Origin of the sequence: Sulfitobacter sp. SK011 (assembly GCF_003352065.1) — a bacterium.
Classification (GTDB): domain Bacteria; phylum Pseudomonadota; class Alphaproteobacteria; order Rhodobacterales; family Rhodobacteraceae; genus Sulfitobacter.
In genome coordinates, this window is the sequence record NZ_CP025803.1 from 3,119,769 (window position 1) to 3,137,689 (window position 17,921).

At 52.8% G+C, this 17,921-nt stretch carries 16 protein-coding genes; 7 read left to right on the forward strand and 9 right to left on the reverse strand.

Going from position 1 to position 17,921, the window contains the following annotated elements:
* Nucleotides 1–292 precede the first annotated feature (292 nt).
* Nucleotides 293–565 (reverse strand): DUF6429 family protein, encoded by a 273-nt coding sequence (locus C1J02_RS15380; protein WP_254693117.1) that lies wholly within the window; start codon nucleotides 563–565, stop codon nucleotides 293–295.
* 152 nt (nucleotides 566–717) lie between these two features.
* On the opposite strand from C1J02_RS15380, the gene C1J02_RS15390 reads away from it, so the two are divergent.
* Complete coding sequence (locus C1J02_RS15390) at nucleotides 718–2,052, forward strand: hypothetical protein (RefSeq protein WP_162798337.1); 1,335 nt, start codon at nucleotides 718–720, stop codon at nucleotides 2,050–2,052.
* Nucleotides 2,053–2,519: 467 nt separating this feature from the next.
* Here C1J02_RS15390 and C1J02_RS15400 read toward each other — a convergent pair whose 3' ends face one another.
* The 4 genes from C1J02_RS15400 to C1J02_RS15415 form a co-directional block, all read right to left on the reverse strand.
* Nucleotides 2,520–4,040 carry a YfjI family protein gene (locus C1J02_RS15400; protein WP_114879371.1) on the reverse strand — a complete coding sequence of 507 codons (1,521 nt, stop codon included), beginning with the start codon at nucleotides 4,038–4,040 and terminating at the stop codon, nucleotides 2,520–2,522.
* A 148-nt stretch (nucleotides 4,041–4,188) separates the two neighbouring features.
* A complete protein-coding gene (locus C1J02_RS15405; protein WP_114879372.1) occupies nucleotides 4,189–4,392 on the reverse strand; it encodes an AlpA family transcriptional regulator in 204 nt (67 codons plus the stop codon).
* A 119-nt stretch (nucleotides 4,393–4,511) separates the two neighbouring features.
* Entirely contained in the window at nucleotides 4,512–5,504 is a 993-nt protein-coding gene (locus tag C1J02_RS15410) for a hypothetical protein (RefSeq protein ID WP_114879373.1), read from the reverse strand.
* Nucleotides 5,498–6,580, reverse strand: a complete 1,083-nt coding sequence (locus C1J02_RS15415) for an integrase family protein (protein ID WP_114879374.1) — start codon at nucleotides 6,578–6,580, stop codon at nucleotides 5,498–5,500. The genes C1J02_RS15410 and C1J02_RS15415 overlap by 7 nt, the downstream gene beginning before the upstream one ends.
* A gap of 339 nt (nucleotides 6,581–6,919) precedes the next feature.
* Between C1J02_RS15415 and C1J02_RS15420 the strand changes: the two genes are divergently transcribed.
* From C1J02_RS15420 to C1J02_RS15435, 4 genes are all read left to right on the forward strand, one after another.
* Nucleotides 6,920–7,612 (forward strand): hypothetical protein, encoded by a 693-nt coding sequence (locus C1J02_RS15420; protein WP_114879375.1) that lies wholly within the window; start codon nucleotides 6,920–6,922, stop codon nucleotides 7,610–7,612.
* Between the two features lie 119 nt (nucleotides 7,613–7,731).
* On the forward strand, nucleotides 7,732–9,708 hold the full coding sequence (locus tag C1J02_RS15425; RefSeq protein ID WP_162798338.1) for a serine protease: 1,977 nt from the start codon (nucleotides 7,732–7,734) through the stop codon (nucleotides 9,706–9,708).
* Between the two features lie 192 nt (nucleotides 9,709–9,900).
* Entirely contained in the window at nucleotides 9,901–10,524 is a 624-nt protein-coding gene (locus C1J02_RS15430) for a GNAT family N-acetyltransferase (RefSeq protein ID WP_114879377.1), read from the forward strand.
* A complete protein-coding gene (locus tag C1J02_RS15435) occupies nucleotides 10,517–12,307 on the forward strand; it encodes an adenylate/guanylate cyclase domain-containing protein (RefSeq protein WP_254693118.1) in 1,791 nt (596 codons plus the stop codon). Before C1J02_RS15430 ends, C1J02_RS15435 begins: the two co-directional genes overlap by 8 nt.
* 30 nt (nucleotides 12,308–12,337) lie before the next feature.
* Here C1J02_RS15435 and C1J02_RS15440 read toward each other — a convergent pair whose 3' ends face one another.
* From C1J02_RS15440 to C1J02_RS15455, 4 genes are all read right to left on the reverse strand, one after another.
* Entirely contained in the window at nucleotides 12,338–12,841 is a 504-nt protein-coding gene (locus C1J02_RS15440) for a pentapeptide repeat-containing protein (RefSeq protein ID WP_114879378.1), read from the reverse strand.
* A gap of 76 nt (nucleotides 12,842–12,917) precedes the next feature.
* Entirely contained in the window at nucleotides 12,918–14,174 is a 1,257-nt protein-coding gene (locus tag C1J02_RS15445; RefSeq protein ID WP_114879379.1) for a hypothetical protein, read from the reverse strand.
* A gap of 66 nt (nucleotides 14,175–14,240) precedes the next feature.
* Nucleotides 14,241–15,026 carry a TfuA-like protein gene (locus tag C1J02_RS15450; RefSeq protein ID WP_114879380.1) on the reverse strand — a complete coding sequence of 262 codons (786 nt, stop codon included), beginning with the start codon at nucleotides 15,024–15,026 and terminating at the stop codon, nucleotides 14,241–14,243.
* Nucleotides 15,023–16,258 (reverse strand): YcaO-like family protein, encoded by a 1,236-nt coding sequence (locus C1J02_RS15455; protein WP_162798339.1) that lies wholly within the window; start codon nucleotides 16,256–16,258, stop codon nucleotides 15,023–15,025. Before C1J02_RS15455 ends, C1J02_RS15450 begins: the two co-directional genes overlap by 4 nt.
* A 273-nt stretch (nucleotides 16,259–16,531) precedes the next feature.
* Here C1J02_RS15455 and C1J02_RS15460 point away from each other — a divergent pair, with 273 nt between their 5' ends.
* On the forward strand, nucleotides 16,532–17,542 hold the full coding sequence (locus tag C1J02_RS15460) for a permease (protein WP_254693119.1): 1,011 nt from the start codon (nucleotides 16,532–16,534) through the stop codon (nucleotides 17,540–17,542).
* A 14-nt stretch (nucleotides 17,543–17,556) separates the two neighbouring features.
* Nucleotides 17,557–17,793 (forward strand): thioredoxin family protein, encoded by a 237-nt coding sequence (locus C1J02_RS15465; protein ID WP_114879383.1) that lies wholly within the window; start codon nucleotides 17,557–17,559, stop codon nucleotides 17,791–17,793.
* The last annotated feature ends 128 nt before the right edge of the window (nucleotides 17,794–17,921 follow it).

Consider the following 17,921-nt stretch of genomic DNA (forward strand, 5'->3'; position numbering starts at 1 on the left):
CGCAACAACGTGGGATGTTGTGTCTTAGAGCCTATTTCATAACTCTCCTAATGGCATTACCAGAAGGATGCCCCGCTTTATCAGTTAAAGAGATGAGTGGCCGCAATGGGCCGAAAGCACCAGTTCTACTGATTTTTGCGAAGGTCGGGAAAGTCCGCGAACTGTGAATTCGCATGTTCGATGATTTAGCAGTCGCAGCGAAAGTCCGGTCTGACGGGCCGCACCGCAGCATCAGATTGGCTGGTCAACGGCAGCAATGGGCCGCCTTAACCAGAGGCAGCTCTTCGTTCAGTCAAGGCTTTGGCGCATTGGTGAAAAGGGCTTTGAACAGTTCTTCTGACCGGCGCAAGCCGTCGTTTGTAAGCACCACCGACTTTGCTTTGCCGACCGGATCCTGAATGAGTCCCTTTTCGTGCAGCCGACCGAGCACGTCCCAGACATAGCCCTTCCAGGCGCGGTGCCCGTCGTGGAGCGTCAGCCAGAGCAGCGCCAGAACCGCGTCGTCAACACTGTCCTCATTGATATTCATAGTCACAGGGAACGCCAGCAATGTGGGTTTCGTCAAGCTTCAATGCAGCAAATGGCCTAAGATATCAGGGGCTGCTTTGGGCCGGTTGCGATTGTTATTTTCTCAAATCAACGGCACCCATGTGCTGACACCGGTTCGCAACTTGACTAAGAATTGCGCTGAATGCGGCTAAGAGTTGGAGAGCTGACGTGCGCAATGACATCTCGGATTTACTTACATTCATCAGTCAGGATGATCTTTGGTTTGGACGCTTGCAGGAGGTTGTGGCGGAGCACTTGACGCCAGCTCTTGAAGAATTTGACCTTGACTATGATGATCTGCCCGAAATGTTGGGTGAGCCTTGGCCCGGCGTTTTATGGGGATGTGGTTTCGAAGATTTCCTCAGCCGCCAGTACGAAGACGGCAACATTGTCGACCTTTACCTCAAGCGACGCGGATGGAACGAACCAACTGCCAATCGTGAGTATTTCGTAGCTCTGCGAGATACACCAGTCAGCCTTTACGAAGTCAGTGAGGTTAAGCCCGGAACGTCCATGATGCTTAAGGATCTGCTTGGAGACACAAAGCCAGTCACGGTGCTTGAAGGATCGGCAACGCAGTCATTGAAGCAGTGGGACCGGATTGCCGTTCGTGTCATTGCCGAAAACGACGCCCACGTGATTTCGGGTGCGCTCCTGGCTTTTTCTAGAGAGGCGGTTGCGTTCTTGTTTGATGCTTTGTCCACCGTGCTGAACGTCGATAAAAACGATGAGCTATCACTCCCGACAGACCAGCTTTTGAAATGCGCGCCGATCTTCACCAGCGCTTGGCTATTTACCGCCCTACCACGGGCGCTTTCGGAGGAATTTCCCGAATTCACCAATGCAGATGGTGAAGACATTATGTTTCATGATCTGAGATTTCCATTTGAGACAGACGTTAGGCAGAAAGACGTTTCCGTTTGCCTGAACCAGGTCAATGGCTTTGCCGCTGATGGTGCACGTTGTTGGACTTGGATTGCGCCACACGGTGGCAAGGTCTCAAGGGAGAGCGATGGTCTAGTGTTGGATTCAAAGACCGACGGTCGCACTGTGCTAGGTCATCTCGAACTCAAAGGTAAATCGCTACTTATTAATGTGAACTCATCCGCTCGCGCGGACAGAGTGCGCAATGTAGTGATGAAGGCGGCGGGCCAACATTTAAAACAGCCTCTGACCACGATCCGCACAGTCGAACAGATGATGGCTGAAGAGCAAGATGAATTAGACTTGGAGGATGCTGACGAAATTCCACCAGAGACTGCTCGGCAGATAGTTCAGGAGCACATGGACCAGCACTATCGCGAAACGCTTGATGCGCCGATACCAGCGCTTGGCGGTAAATCACCGTACCAAGCGGTGCGGAGTAAAGCAGGCCGTGCAAAGGTGGTCGACTGGCTAAAGACGCTAGAAAACAACAGCGCTAAGCATCGCAATGACGCAATCGAAGAATACGATTTTGGCTGGATGTGGGCTGAGCTAGGTCTGCAAGAATACCGAAAGTAAGGTCGCTGGCACGATGAACTGAAATGCTGCGCAACCGCTCAACGTCCGCTATGGGGATGCTGCAATGCGGCAGCCCAGAACGCTATGAAACGCAGCTTTGGGCCGGAAGCGACAAATACCTGAACTTTATACAGATGCTGATATTACTGCACTGCGCATAGCAACTAAGCTCCAACCCGGACAGGCGGCCCCCTACTGCTCCCTGCCCCGTCTTGCCAAGAACTCTGCGAGCGCCCGCGGCAATCCTCCATCGTATTCAATTATGGCGGCCCGCTCTTCAAACTCATATTCCTGATCCGTAATCAATCTGCCTGCAGACGCTTTAGGCTGCGGCAACTGCGGCATTTGCGGCAAAGCTCGTCCCAAGAGTCCTTGCGCAGACTCACGGCAGCCTTCGGGGCAGACAATCGGGAAGATCTGTTCAGCGTTAGCAACGCACGTCTGAATAAGGCCTATACCGATTGAGGTCATTCTACCGCGCCCCGGCGCACAACACGCCAGTATGTTTTACTGTTGGACCCATTGATAACCTGCCGCCCAGGCTCACGAGCCAGCCAGCCGTGCTCAGTGAGCTTTTTGATGCAGAAGTCCAATGTGTTCCCATCACGCAGATGACCGGGGCCATTTTTCATCATGGTTCGCTTGTCGATGAACTCTTCGGCCCATTTGTTCACAACCCACTGCCTTAACGCTTCGGCCGCGCAGAGTTCCTCGTTTGGGCGGCCCGTATCCGAGACACGCTGCATCTCTGAGAGATACCACTCCATCATGATTATTCCGTTTGACATCATCCCTTCGGTAATCTCAGTCGCAAGTTCGTCCGCATAAAGCGTCTGCACACCAGCGATCCTCACTGCCATTTCAGGGGCCTTTGCCGCAAATCCGGTCATGTATTCAAACGCCTCACCCCTGTTTGAGGCGTGTTCCACGCAATTATAAAACTCTTCAAGTTTTGCACGCGCCTGATCGGATAGTTTTAAAATCCTGGGTTCAAGATCCGCCCTGGTCTCCGGATGGATTGGCAATGCAAGCTTAAGAAGCGCTTTAATGCGCTCATCAAATGCGACCAAATTCGCCTTCGCTTCGCTTTCCTCAGCAATACGTGATGGATCTTTAGTGATTTGACGTGATCCAATCTTACTGTCGGGCCAGGCGATCAGTATGCGAGAGAGGAGCCCTTGGTCCTTCATCATCGGGTCTCCAATCACAGTCTGCGCCATGCCTGGCTGAAGCATGAGATGCAACGACACCCGCTTCCCGTAAAGCACACTGGGTTCAGACGATGCACGGCTCTTGCTGATTGAGGAACCATCCCAAAGCTTGGAAAACCCGGCCGCTGTTTTGAGCGCGTTTTCTTTTTTCATACTGTGACCACCGAAGAACTGGCCACCTTCATCGGTCATCAAAGCGACAGACGGCGTTCCCGTCTCCAAACGCCGGTGGAGCCCTTCGATTGTGACATCGCTGATCAATATTGTGGGAACAAGCGGTGGTTCAGGAGCCAAATCACACTTTGAGTCTCCGGGATCTCCTTCAATAACCTCAAAGTCTTTATTAGATTTGCGTCTCTGACCTTTCTGGAACTCCAGCAACTCGGCTTCAAACACGCGTTTTGCAAGGCGGTACTGACGTTCCCGCTCTTGGTCCACGTCTTTAATTGCAGCTGTCGCCAACGCGTCACACGCCGATTTGCGCTCCCCAGACTTAGCAATTGTGAGCGCAAACAAGCTTATCGGCACATGCCCGCGAAGGGTTTCCACATCCGCAAGCCCCTGCGTAACGGTACTGACGACGGTCAATACACTTTGCATCGCGATCGCAGCCGGTGCTTGCGTCAACGTTGAGATACTCATGATGGGGTCAGCCAAAGGACCAAGCGCCGCCCATGGAACCGGCTCAGCTTCGCGCAGTTCGCCAAACAGAGGAACTGGTTCGGATTGGGGGGTAGAGGCACAGCTCTCCCCTTTGCTAAACTTACTAGTCAGCATTACTTTCTCCAGTGATTTTTCAGATGTGCCAGTGTTCTGGCAAAGCTATTTTGAAAGGCCGCTAGCTAAGGTGAGGATGACCGATTACAGCGCCTTTCAGACTGGGCCAGCGATAGCGAACTGCTGTGGTCCAAATACAGGTTGCCGATTAAACGACTTTCACAGCATCGACGGCGCAAAACTCGATCCAAGCTTCGATATCAGCGACGCGATACCTCACCGAACGCCCCACGCGGACTAAGCGGGGACCTTCTCCGCGGCCAATAGCCAGTTCGAGATAGCGTTTCGAGATGCCAAAGCGCTCTTCCACTTCGGACCTGGTAAGCAACCGGTCAATATTTTGGTGTTTCATCAGCAGTCTCCGTTTTACGTTTTGCTAAGGAGAAACTTGCAAAATTTCGTGTTCAATAAAACGGGTGAACCTGATTAATACTTAGGGGGTTTGATTTATCTTATTGATTTTTATGTATATTAATAATTTCTGCGGCCGCTCTTCTTCATATCGGGGATGTTTGCGTCTTTCCAAACCATCTTGGCAGCGTTCTTGCTTAGCCCAAAATTTTTCACCATTTCCTGGAGAAACCAATCCTTCTTTTGTATTGATTCGCGGTCACTTCGGCTCGCGTAACATTCCTCTAGCCAACGCAATGCATCTCTGGATGCTTTGCGGGCTCCTTTATCGAGCGGCCCGCCCGCTGCAGCAAACCATGTCTTTGGGAGATCTGCAGCGAAAACGAAACTGTAGCGGTCATTCAAAATATATTGATAGGGCTCTCTTTGCCATCGGGCTGGTGGCGTGATCCCATGGTCCGGACAGAATACTAATATCCGCCCCTCACGCAGACATTTTTGAGTAAAGGCATTCTGGGAGTGCTTCAACCTCTCGAGTTCCTCACCAAATCTCACCCATTCTGGTCCGATCATGCGATAATGGTAAGGCAAACCTGGTTGGGTAGGGCCGTGCGCGGGTAGCAGGCCAAGTTCTCTTCTGTCTTCGTTTGAATAGCGTTCGCGGGCACATTTAGATGGCGATGTGTTTTTTAGATTCCGCAATATTGCTTCTAGTTGAGCAAAGATGTTCACTGTGCGCCTGGATTTACAAAGCAGCACATTCCAGACATGCGGTACAAGGTCTGTATCGAACCAGCGTATCTCGCATTCCTCAACCAAAGAATTGAGTCGACCACCATCGAGTAACTTGGATTGGGTTTTCTCTAGCAGCTTTGGTTCGGTGACTGATGGACCAATCAGATCAACTTGATGCAAGAGATCGCTGAGGCCCTCGATTAAACTAAAAGGTGGAAATTCTTGTACCGGATCCAATTCGACAGCGCATTCGGATATCAGTCTGAGGGCCGTCTGATCAGACAAGGAAATGCGCATACCTTTGTGGACGGGTTGATCCTCTACATGCCCGTGATCTAAGGCTATAACTGAAACTTGAGTACTTGGCTTATCTACCATTGCGCACCTGTCCTCTTGACCAACTCATCGCATCCCATTTGCATAGCTGGGCGAAGCGCGTCCAAAGATGGACGTACATACCTTCTGCCCGTAATCGAAAGTGGGGTGTGGTTGAGAAGCCGCCCTACTATCTCTTCCAGCACACCAGCTTCCATCGCCACAGTTGCGAATGTCCTGCGATGCATATGCGGGTTGTACTTTAGCCTTTCAGGCTTTGTTATATGTCCCATCACCGACTTTGGAGACGGAAACACCCATTTTCGGCCGAGTGGGCGCAGCGGGGCCAAAATCTCATGGTGCAATTGGAAGATCGGCAAGTCAAAACTCCGGCCGTTCTTTGTCATCGGAAGATGGATGCGATCTTCCTGAATTTGCTGCCATTGCAGCGTAAGCGCCTCAGTTTTCCTGAGACCTGTGAATAGGAGAAGCTCATAGAACACGCGATGTATTGGGTTGTCCAAGCCATCGATTGTGGCCCGCCAATCCTTTAGGTCATTGATGATCCGACCGTCTGGGTTATCCTCGAACCATTCTATTGCTATCGCCGGGCATTCCCCCAGATCGCACGTCCGACGGGCATGGTTGTAGATTGCACGAAAGCTCCGAAGCACATGATTGGCAGCGGATGGCGTTTTAGCCATTTCCTGATGGCGACGGACAACCATTGCTTTGCTGATCTCGTCAAGTGGCAGTCGCAACCAGTCTTTGAGATGGAGTTCTATTTGCTGACGTGTTCCGCTCTTATGGGCATCAGATCGAAGCTTCGGGCGGGCTAAATATACTTCCATCGCAGCCACAAGCGTCGGCGCTCCAATCTGGGCCACCTTCCCTGCCCCCCTCCCCATCTCCAGCGCAAACCCAAGGGCCGTCTGTCGTGCAGCACCCGCCGAGATGGTGGGAAATCGGCCGAGCAGAATGCGCTTGGTCTGACCGCCAACGTCTTTCTGGAAATACCAGGTTTTGGAGCGCTTCCCGACGAAGAGCACCAGACCTCTGATTTCGGCATCCCAATACTTGTCCGTACCGGCTTTCGCGTGTGGTAGCTTCTTGGCAAACGTCTCTGTGAGCTTTGGCATTCTTTGTCGGCCTTTTGTAGGTAACGGTATGCAAATCAGTGCTACACCATGCAACTCTACGTAAGATAAAAGTCAACAAAAATAAAGACTAAGATACTATATGATACTGTGAGAAATTCAGAAGCTTTGTTTGGAAGGCTAAGGTCTTACCACTACACAACGCCCGCTCTGTGATTTGATCTAGTATTTCACGGTACTTGAATGGTCAAGTGTCGGCAGTTCGCATCACCATTTTCGGCAGCCATCAGTTTATAGAAGAAGGATATACAAAAAGACGCGTTTCCGTGCTAGGTTTCAAAGAACATTTTGAATAAATTCATTCATTTCGAGGGTATTGCAATGGCTGAACATACAGACGGACCTGTGCCATTTGCCGCTGATATTTTTGCCGGCGCTGGGCTTGGGTTGCTGTTGGGTTCTGTTATGGGGCTGTCCGTCACGCCGGTGGTGGCCATCGTGATCGGTGCGCTCACGTCAGTTTTGGCAGTGTTTTTGGGGCTGGACGGCAAGGGCAGCCTGACCAAACTGCCCAAAGTCAACGCGGTCAGGATTGGCGCTTTTGGCTTTGCCACTGTCGCGGGTTTGGCTTTGGGGTTGCACGTCCGGATCAACAACCCAATTGCTGTCGATCCCAGTGTTGCGCTGGCCCGTTGGGATGCGGCCTTTCCCGACAATGCGACGCTGGCCAGACAAATGATGGTCTATGAACGCACTGCGATTGTGCCTGCAACCCTCGCGTTTCAAGACAGCAAGTCTGCAACAAATGTGACAACCGACCCCACAGCGGCAGGTGCCAAACAGGCGGTCCTGTTTCTTACCTTGTCGAAGTTCGATGCCTGCTCTCGCCTTGATCCGGCGCGTTTTGCCACGCCCGCCGATGTCCTCGCCGCCTATAATCGCGACGATGTCCCTGATCTTGTGCGCGCATTTGCAGAGCAGATGAAGGGAACCGAAGAAGGCGATTTAGAAGCCAGGTTAGAGCTTGCCCATGGGGTATTGTGCCGGATGCAAGATCTGGGCGACGCGAAATGAGCCGGTGGCTCGTATTGCTCCTTCTTTGCATTTCGATGCCGACTGTCTTGCTTTCGCAATCCAAAGGAAAAGCCTCGCATTCTGTTGTGCAAATCCGTTGCGCGACACCTGATGGGGATATGAAAGCCACTGGTTTCATATGGCCTGAACCCGGATATGTCGTGACAGCATTGCATGCGATTGCTGGCTGCGCGCCGGGCAAGGGGCTGGTTTACAGCGAGAGCGCCAAAAAGGAGACCCTGATCGCAACGTACCTGACCGCTGATCTTGAAGGGGATCTGGCCTTGCTGAAGTTGGAAGACGATCTGGGTCTGCCAGCGTTGATGATATCAGATATGCAGCCGGCGCTAACAGACGCCCATATTGTCTGGGGCTATCCACTGGCCGCAGAACAGATGATCGGGCTGCGGATCGAATTCGCGCTGGGTCTGGATGCGGGTGCGACGACATTGGGTCGGGCATTTTCATCTGCAGATCTGGCGAAACTCTTTCGAAATCAGGGCTACCCGAAGCGCAATACTCAAATCCTGCGCGTCACAACCACCATACAGCCCGGCCATTCCGGCGCACCTATTCTCGACCCCAAAGGGCGGGTCGTTGCAATTGCTGATGGTGGACTTTTGGGCGGCTGGCGTGGGATCAACTGGTCTGTTCCGGCCGGTGTCTATCTCCCTGATCTGCCAAATTCGACCGACCCCTTCCCCAGCACAATCTCCGAGCAGGCCAATCTTTTCAGCGCCATGACAGTGCGCGATCCGATCACCGTGGCCTTGGGCCAGACCACCCCCAAGTATCGAACAGATCAGGATGGTCCGGCGCATGCCGGATCGGTTCCTTTCCCGGTTGCTTTGGATGCCTATGGCATTGCTGAGGACGAAGATCTGTCTTGGATCATCGATGATTTGATCGACATGCTGCCAACTCAAAAATCAAGAGACCTGCTAATGCTGACCGGGCTTTTGCCTGCGGGTGCCGACCAGCCCATCTTTGTCCCCGAACGCGTGAAATTCACTTACGATCCAGCATTTGGGTCCATTGAGGCCCTCAGCACGGATGGGTCTGTCCGCCAAGTAACGGTGAGCTATGAAGGAGATGATTTTGAAGACGCCCTTGCAAAGGGGTCGGCGCTACTGGTCGACAAACTCACAGCACTTGGCATCGACGCCCGGACTGTCACCGTTCCGGAAAACGAAATCGACCGACAGCTTGAATTTGTCAACTATGTTGCCCCCTTCGGCGAGACGGACAGCCCGTTGGCCACGAATTTCACTGTTCAGGTCAATGGCCCGCATTTTTCAGGGCGCGCCTTACACCGCACAAAGACAACCAAGGACATGACGGACACCGATTACATCGACTACTTGATGATGGATTTTGCGACCTTCGATCTCAACAGTCTTGCCCCGCTTGAGAATGAAATCTGGGACCGCCTGGACCCGGATGACCTTCAGATTGAGCAGAACGCGGAAGAGCCAAGCGCGCTGACACTGGTGCGCCGCATCCCGCTTGCAAATGTGGCACTGGAATTTGTCGAAGCACAGGATTTCGAGTGGAAAGAAAGTCTGGTCGGACTCAAAGAGCAACTGGATGATCCTGGCGATTTTGATGCTCTGGCTTTTGACATTTACGAGGATCGCCTCACCGGAGCGACCATTGCCGTGCCATCGGGATTGCCGCTGGCGTGGGATCCTGCACTGGGTGCTGTCAAGACCAGCATTGGTGACGGAAGCGTGGAACTTGCGATTGCCGTGGAACGGACGGCGGATTTGGCGACAGCTGCGGACAGAAAGCTAGCAAAGTTTGTCGAACAAATTTCAACGCATGCGGCTTGGACAGACCAAAAACCAACAGATTGCAAATTGGTGGAGGTGCCAGACGACGACTTGGCCACCTGTTGGGGGTACTTCGAGGGTACCGACCGCACGACTGACGAATTTGCGGATCTCTATCTGGCTCTTGATGTGCGCAACAACGTTCTTTTGGGGACGTCGGTCTACATCGTGGGCAAGGAAGAAGACCTGACCAAGCAAGAAGCCATCACGTATCGGATGATGCTGATTGCAGCAGAACATCTGACGGATTTTGCTGCAAAATAGAGCCCCTCGCACCGATCTGCGCGCGTATCAGATGGCCGCCAAGAATGTTGGTATCTCAGCGCATGATTTGATATACTGAACGGATATTCTGAAAAGTAATTGTTCGAATGCCACGGAAGTGGCGACCCAATCTTTTTCGTTGGCTCGGTTGCATTGCTGACATTTAATCGGAAACGACAAGGGAATATTAGTATGACTTCAAATGAGATTAAAAATTTCTTCACCTTTCGACCTATGTCTTTGGACGATATTTCGACGTTCGCGGAATGGTTTTTGGATTTTAATGACGTGGCGATGTTTGAACGGAATATGCCTGTTCCCAAAAACGAAGACGCGCTGCGAGAAAGCTGGCGAAAATCGCTGGAGTATGCGGCGATACCGGGTGCATTCTGGTTCGTTGCGGTCAGCGCGGATGGCCAGCCCGCCGGTATCGCTGGGTTGGAAGCAGTCAATTACATACACGGTGACGCAATTGTACCCTGCTTCATCGGGCCGCAGTTTCGCAAGAAAGGTCTTGCAACAGCGATGTCAATCAGTCTTTTGGATCTGGCCTTCAGGCAGCTAAGGTTGTTCAGGCTGACAACATTTTATAGAGAAGATAACTTAGGGACGCGGTCCACGCTGTTGTCGTTAGGCTTTGAAGAAGAAGGGCGGTTTCGGGGCGGGTGGTATACGGACGGTCAAAGGCAGGATGTCGTGATTGCCGGGCTTCTGGGATCTGAATGGGACCAAAGGCGGCAATCCGTACTCGACAATTTGAGGCAAAACCACAACGTCATTCTTAAACAAACAAGTTGGAAATCCACAGGTGAATAAGGTCAAGACCATCCCCCGTTCTTCGGAACGCAAGAAACGGCGTCTCGTCGCCATTGTTTTTGCTGATATTGCGAATTTCAGCAAGATGATGAGCGTCGACGAGGAGAGAACCACCGACGCGGTGAGAGAGCGGCTGGCCATATTCCGAAGTGAAATCGGTGACTTTTCGGGTGAAATGAAAGGGTCAGCCGGAGACAGCGCCTTCATGATTTTTGAAAGCGCAGTGGATGCTGTCACTTTTGCGGTCAAAATGCAGAACATTTGCCGGGACATGAACAAGGACCTGTCCTCTGACGAACAAATATGGTTCCGCTTTGGCGTCAATCTTGGCGAAGTTCTTGTCCACGGCGATGAAGTCTCAGGTGAAAGCATCAACATCGCGGCCCGCATCGAGGCATTTTCAAATCCCGGACGGATCTGCATATCCGGCGCGGCCTATGATCACGTCAGCAACAGCCTTGAATATGGCTATGAATATCTTGGCGGGCAGGATTTCAAAAACATTGGCAAGACCATTGACGTCTTTCAGGTGCATGAAAACCCGACCTCGGCGGCGATGACACCGGGCCTTCGGCGCGACATCGACAAATCGGTCGACTACAGGGAACGGGCAATCTCAAGCCAATCCATCGTTGTGCTTCCTTTCGGATTTCAGGGCAGCAATAGCGATGATCATTGGTTCGCAGAGGGCCTGACCGAGGACGTGACCTCCAGCCTGTCCCGGTTTCACCAGTTTTTCGTAATTTCCCGCGATTCTGCTTATATGTACCGGGATCGCGTCAAGGCACCAAAGCAGGTGGCGAGCGAGCTGGGTGTCCGCTACGTCGTCGAGGGATCGGTCAGAAAGGCCGGTTCACGGCTGCGGATTACAATTCAACTATTGGACGCGCTGCAAAACCGCACGATCTGGGGCGAACAATACAACCGGAACATAGAAGATCTGTTTGATTTGCAGGACGAGATCACGCAAGTGATCGTGTCCGCGACTGCGGCGCAGATCGAGGTGTCAGAACGCGAACGAACGCGGTTGTTGCCGCCGGCAAACCTGATGGCCTATGGATCGGTGCTCAGAGGTGAAAGGTATCTTGCCCAGTACACGCAGCAGGATGTGAAAAAAGCGGGTGAAATGTTTCTATCGGCTCTGCGCAGCGACGAAACCTATTCAAGGGCATATGCCGCGAATTCCCGCACATTCAATCTGGAATGGCGCTACGATTGGGCCGAAAATTCCGACACTGCGCTTGATGAGGCGCTGATGCTCGCGCGTCGGGCGATTGAGTTGGATCCGTCCGACGCGCGGGGGTTTGGTGAACTGGGTTTCGCGCATCTCTATCGCAAGGAGCATGACGCGGCCATCAATGCCTATGAGCGCGCTTTAAAGCTTAATCCCAATGATGCCAATGTGATGTCTGACATGGCCGACGCTTTGGCCCATTGTGGCCGATCCGAAGAGGCGATTGCCCTGTTGCAAAAGGCCATGCTGCTTAATCCGTTCTATCCGGATCAATACATCTGGCATTTGGGTGGGGCGTATTTCAATCTCAAGCGCTATGAGGAGGCAATCAAAACGATTCAGAAGATGCAGAACCCGACCGAAGGACGGCGTCTGCTTGCGGCGAGTTACGCATTTCTAGGACGTATGGACGAGGCCAGCTATGAAGCTGACCGCGTGCGCACAGCACATCCCAATTTTGTGGCCGAACGGTGGGCTGCAGTCCAACCTGACAAATACAAAGAGGATCTGCAGCACTTTCTGGATGGTCTCAAACGGGCTGGACTATAAGGCGCTAAGCGGTATGCGATGCCTGTCGGTCTAGTCGCTGGCATCGCCCCGTGCACCCGACACGCGTGCACCTGAGACACGCGCACCCGAAACGCGGGCACCTGAGACACGCGCACCTGAGACGCGTGCGCCCGATACACGGGCACCCGATACACGGGCACCTGAGACACCTGCGCCGCCATCGCCCCCGGTGTCAGGCAGCAGATTTTCAAATTTACCAGAATCGACATCCAGCCGGACCGTTTCGTCAGAGCGGTCGACAGTCCAGGCGCGAAGATCGGCATAGAATTTCTTGTCGCGCGGATTTGGGCCGGGCAGCGCAATATCATCTGCCTCTTCACCGTCACCATCGACCAGAAACAGCACCGGCGACGCCAACTCCAAGTAAATACCATCAAAAGTAAAACCATAAGCCCGCGCGAATTTCGGATCCTTACCCGCCGCTTTGTCAGCATCTGAAACGCTCACGGTCAAATCGTCGACGACACGACCAAATATAACAATTTTTGAGGACGTATGAATCGTCTCTTTCATGGCTTTTATCCTTTTTCGAGCAGAAATTGATTAATATTCAACCTAAAGTGTTGTTATTATAGCGCAAAAATCTCATCTAGTCTATTGGCACCATGGTCCGCACTGAATTTGCGTGGCTGCCTTTATCAAGCGGTTTGAGTTGCGGGCCGACTTCAACAAAGCCGATATCGCGCATGTCAAAGTTTCCTCGGATCAGCCGTTCAAATCGGCCCCCGGTATGTCTGGAATCGACTTCGACAAACAAATCAGCCACGTCAACGAAATTAAGATCGGCGTTTTTCAATTCTTTCCACGTATCGGCAAGGTAGGTCCCCAATATGTCGCGCGCATCAATCAGCGCCAATTTGAATGCCTCCGGATTAGCAGCAAAAGCCTCGTCGAACATTTCCTGCATCACGGTTGCGTACTCAGGCGTTGCCAGCAACTGATCTGACATGTCTTCAAGTTCCGGCGTAATCGCATCGTAATCCAGCAGCATTTCGTGAAAGATATCCACGAAGATATCAAAGAATGCACCGGTAAGCGGCTGCGCCAGATGGTGTTCCTTGACCCAGCCCTTGGCAAATTCACACAAACGGGAATCATTGGCGGCCACCCTGATCTGCTTGTTCTCAGACAGCTCGGCAATTCGGCTTGCCGCATTCAACGTATAAAGATTACCACGTGTCTGTTCCAGCAACAGGTCGACCAGAGAATTGAAATGCAGTGAAGAGATCAAGGCAACAAGATCAGCGGCACTTTCATGAAACCCAAAGTACTCTCCGGTTACGTTGTTGGGATCAGGGACACCCACTTCTGAATAGATGATGGCATGCCCCAATTCATGGGCGATCACATCGAAATTCAGGCTGAAGGGCGTATATCCACCATCGCTGCGATCGCCGCCCATTTCCAGGAATCCAAACCCCGAATAGGCGTTTTCCAATGACGGCAGGATGGTAAGTTCGACACGGTCATACGTGCCATCACTTTGCCAGGGAATTTCACGGCCGAAATAGCCTTCCCAGATGTCCATCACGAACCGCACCGTGCCAAAGAGGTGCGCCGTTTCGAATTGCGGTGTGCCGGGTTCCAGATAATCAAAATTACCCTCTGCGTCCGGATATGCAGGTTCTTCGATGGCTCCCTGCCATGCAGGCGTCAGTACCGCCGAGCCATCAGGCGCAATGCCGTAAGGCTCGGTCTTGCCGATGGGAAAGATCGCATACATCCGGTCATCAGAAGGCCCCGGCCCAAGGCTCCCTGCAACCGAGGAGACCATCACCGTTTCCGGCTCCGCAAAGTCTTTCAGAAATTGTGGCTGAGGGAACAGTCGGAACCGCGTGCCTTGCATGTATTCGACCCTTTCTTCATCTCGCGCTTCGTATCCTAGGCCAGAGATTAGCATAGCTAAAAGCAATCAGCTAAAAAAGTTGGTGTCCCCCAACAAGCGATAGCCCCCGACCTCTGGCGCGTCGGGCTCTTTACGCCGTTCTTGCCATTTCTGGGTGGAATGAACCCAAAGATCCGTCTGCTCAAAAAGAAAATCGGGCACTGGCCTTTGGAACTGACCCGTGACCATTCGATCCAAAAGCAGGCAGGCATCATCGCGTTTCTGATCGACCTCGTTTTCGGCAATCCAGTCCAACAGGTTTTGACAATGATCCGGTCCCGGTTCAGCAACTTCCGGGTCACGCAAAACCTTGTCCCAGGTCCGGTCTTTGAAAAAGATCGCCTTGGCATGGTCGATCACCGCGTCAGCTTGATGTTGTGTGATCACCTGTGCCAGCACCGCCGCGGCGAGCGTTGCCCGCAGATTGACCATCGCGACACTCAGCGGTGCAAAACCGAATTCCTCTGGCCCATGTGTCAACGCCACTTCATCATCGTCTTCCAGCACCCCGTCGCGATAATCGCCGTAAATCGAACCGATTCCGATCATACCGAACGCGTCCAGTTCCGCAGCGCGCAGTGCGCCCATGCTTGACGCGCCCAGCACGGCAATGCCTTGTGACATCGCCCAGAGGATTTCCTTGTGCCACACGGACGGCACACCGTCGAAATAGCCGTCGATGATCCCGATGGCGGAGGGCCCTTCCAACGTGGCAAGATAGACGTCACCTTGCCGAACTGGTGGCCGAATTTCAATAATTCCTGTACCCGGCAGCGCCACATTGGCCAGCGACGGACCTGCGAATATGATCATCGCAACCGGCCCTTTCCATTTGCGTTAAGCGCGCGATCCCCGGCAACATAACTGTCATCGTCATGCGGTGCCTCAAGCCCCGGGATGATGACCCGCACAACTGCGATCTCAAATTCCTTGCGTTCAAGATCGACAACCGCGATCTCTTCGACCCCGGCATCGCGCAAGCGTGTCTTGAGCCAAGAAAGATCGCTTTCCAGATCAGCGTTTACCGATGTCGGGACCTCATCAAATCGCTGCAAGGCCCTCTTTCCATCCTGTTCAACGGCAAAACCGGCCATCTTCTGGTCCCTGCCCGCCGTGCTATATTCCTCAAAAGACAGGTCTTCGCGGGCACCCGTGATATAATTCAACCGGGTCTGTGCTGCTTCGTTAAGTGCGCGTTGCAGGGCCACTGCGCGGTCCGGATGGGTCCCTGACCCCAACCCAAGGTGACTTGTTTCGGCCTGAGGGTCACAAATGACACACATGAATGTGGCCACCGCGACATCGGACGTCACATTCCACACGAAACAGTCCAGCCCCGCATCCTCGAACTTCTTCAGGGCAATCAGGCAAAGCGGATCATCAATCGAGGTGATATCCAGCTGTGACGCCCGCTGTGCATCGTCAGGCCAATGATGCCACAGCGCCAGCGCGTCACGCTCGATCACCTCGCAGATCGCATGGCATATCGCTTCAAGCCTGTTGTTGCCGGACGCCAGACCATTGGTGCTCGCCGGGAAGAAACCGGTGTCGGGCGACAGCGGATGGGTGTAATTCGCATGCACCATTTCGAGCGGGACAAGCACATTTCGATCGCTCATGAGATCAGTCGCATCGACCCAATGCAAACGCTCCAAGCGACCCGGGGCGCGCCCCCGGATACGTGGAAGCCGGTCCAGATCGATGAATGCATGATGCTTTGACAGGTCTTGAACACTCGCAAAAAAGACCGGCTGGTCAAAATGTTCCGCATGCCAGATTTCCACCGCTTCCATCAGGGCCGAGACCTTGGCCAGAGCAAGTGTCGACCCCTTTCCCTGAGAGACCGCGATGGAGCGCGCATTGGGGCGGATGGCCAGTGCGACCGGCAATCCGATCCGATCAAGTCCCGTGACATTGGCGAGGCGGGTAATTCCAAACTCATGTTTGATCGGTAAAATGCGATCAAGCGTCTGCTGGGCTGTGCAAATGCGGTGCAGTCCGTCCACCAGCAGTTTTTGCTTGTCGCCACCAGTATCTACATTCACGTGTACCCGCCATTTTGCTCGACTTGGAATATGAAATTTTTACCACCTTTCCGATGGAAAGTATAAATAAATCAATACGTGATGCCCCCCCACACCATCCAAAATGAGGGCGATGATCGTGGTGGTGGGATCGGTGCGATTTTTGGGGCAGTACAACCACGCGAGATTGCATGCGATTGATCGCCCAAATTGATCGATGTCATATCACCCGCCACCGCGCAGCTTAGATTACCGAGACAGGCGACACAAAAACCTATCGAGGAATTCCATCCATTGAGAGATCTGTTTACCTGGTTAAATGACCAATTGCTGCGCATGGAGTGGCTATCGGATCTTGTCACTTGGATTTTGCGCGATGGTCTGGGCATGGAAATGACCAGTCGGGTCGCCGGCAGCGTCCATTTCTTCATTTACGACGTCGTTAAAATATTCATTTTATTGTCGTTTCTCATCTTCGCCATTTCATATGTGCAAAGCTATTTCCCACCCGAACGGACACGCCGCATCCTTGGACAACGACAGGGATTGGGGGCCAATACACTTGCGGCCCTTCTGGGCACCCTTACGCCGTTCTGCTCTTGCTCATCCATTCCCCTGTTCATCGGCTTTACCAGCGCGGGACTGCCGCTTTCGGTGACGTTTTCCTTTCTCATCTCATCGCCGTTGGTTGATCTTGCCTCTGTGATCCTACTCGCAAGCATCTTTAACTGGACCATTGCCTTGAGTTATGTCGCCGTTGGATTGATCCTGGCGGTTCTGGGCGGCACGTTGATCGGTCACCTAAGACTAGAAAATCAGGTCGAGGCATTTGTTTTCCAAAGCCCGGTCAGTGATCACGACAATGACGGTCAGATCAGCCGCCGGGAACGGCTGACCTACGCCCGTGATCAGGTATTCGACATCGTGCATCGGGTCTGGCTTTTTGTCCTGATCGGTGTGGGTATCGGGGCAGCAATCCACAACTGGATTCCCGAAAGTTTCATTACTGCAACCTTGGGCCAAGACCGATGGTGGTCCGTCGTTGTTGCGACTGTGGCTGGCGTGCCGATGTATGCCGATATCTTTGGAACGCTGCCGATCGCCGAAGCACTGGTTCTCAAAGGTGTCGGTGTTGGGACCGCGCTTGCCTTTATGATGTCGGTTACGGCGTTGTCATTGCCGTCGATGATCATGCTCAAACGGGTTGTGAAAATGCCGTTGCTGGTCATTTTTGTTGGCATCGTAACAGTTGGCATCGTTGTGATCGGATATCTTTTTAACAGCACCACCCATCTGCTCATTTGAAACGGAGAAAGACGATGCACATCAAGATTCTAGGGTCCGGCTGCAAAAAATGTTTGGCTTTGGCCGACAACGCACAGGCTGCGGCACAATCTGCAGGAATCGATTTTGAGATCGAAAAGGTCACCGATTTTGTCGCAATCGCGGGCTATGGCATAATGTCCACGCCTGGATTGGTTATCGACGAAAAAGTTGTGGCTTCAGGACGGGTTTTGACCGCAACTGAGATAGGTGAGTTTCTTAAGGAAGCGTAAAGCGTTCCTCGGTCGGGCAATAATTGACGCGCTCTTTCTGTGACTAACGCCCTTGCCAACAGACCTTGGTGCCTTTCTCATTTGCGCGAACTTTGAACGGAAACGCTTCCTCTGCCTTCGCCTGATTC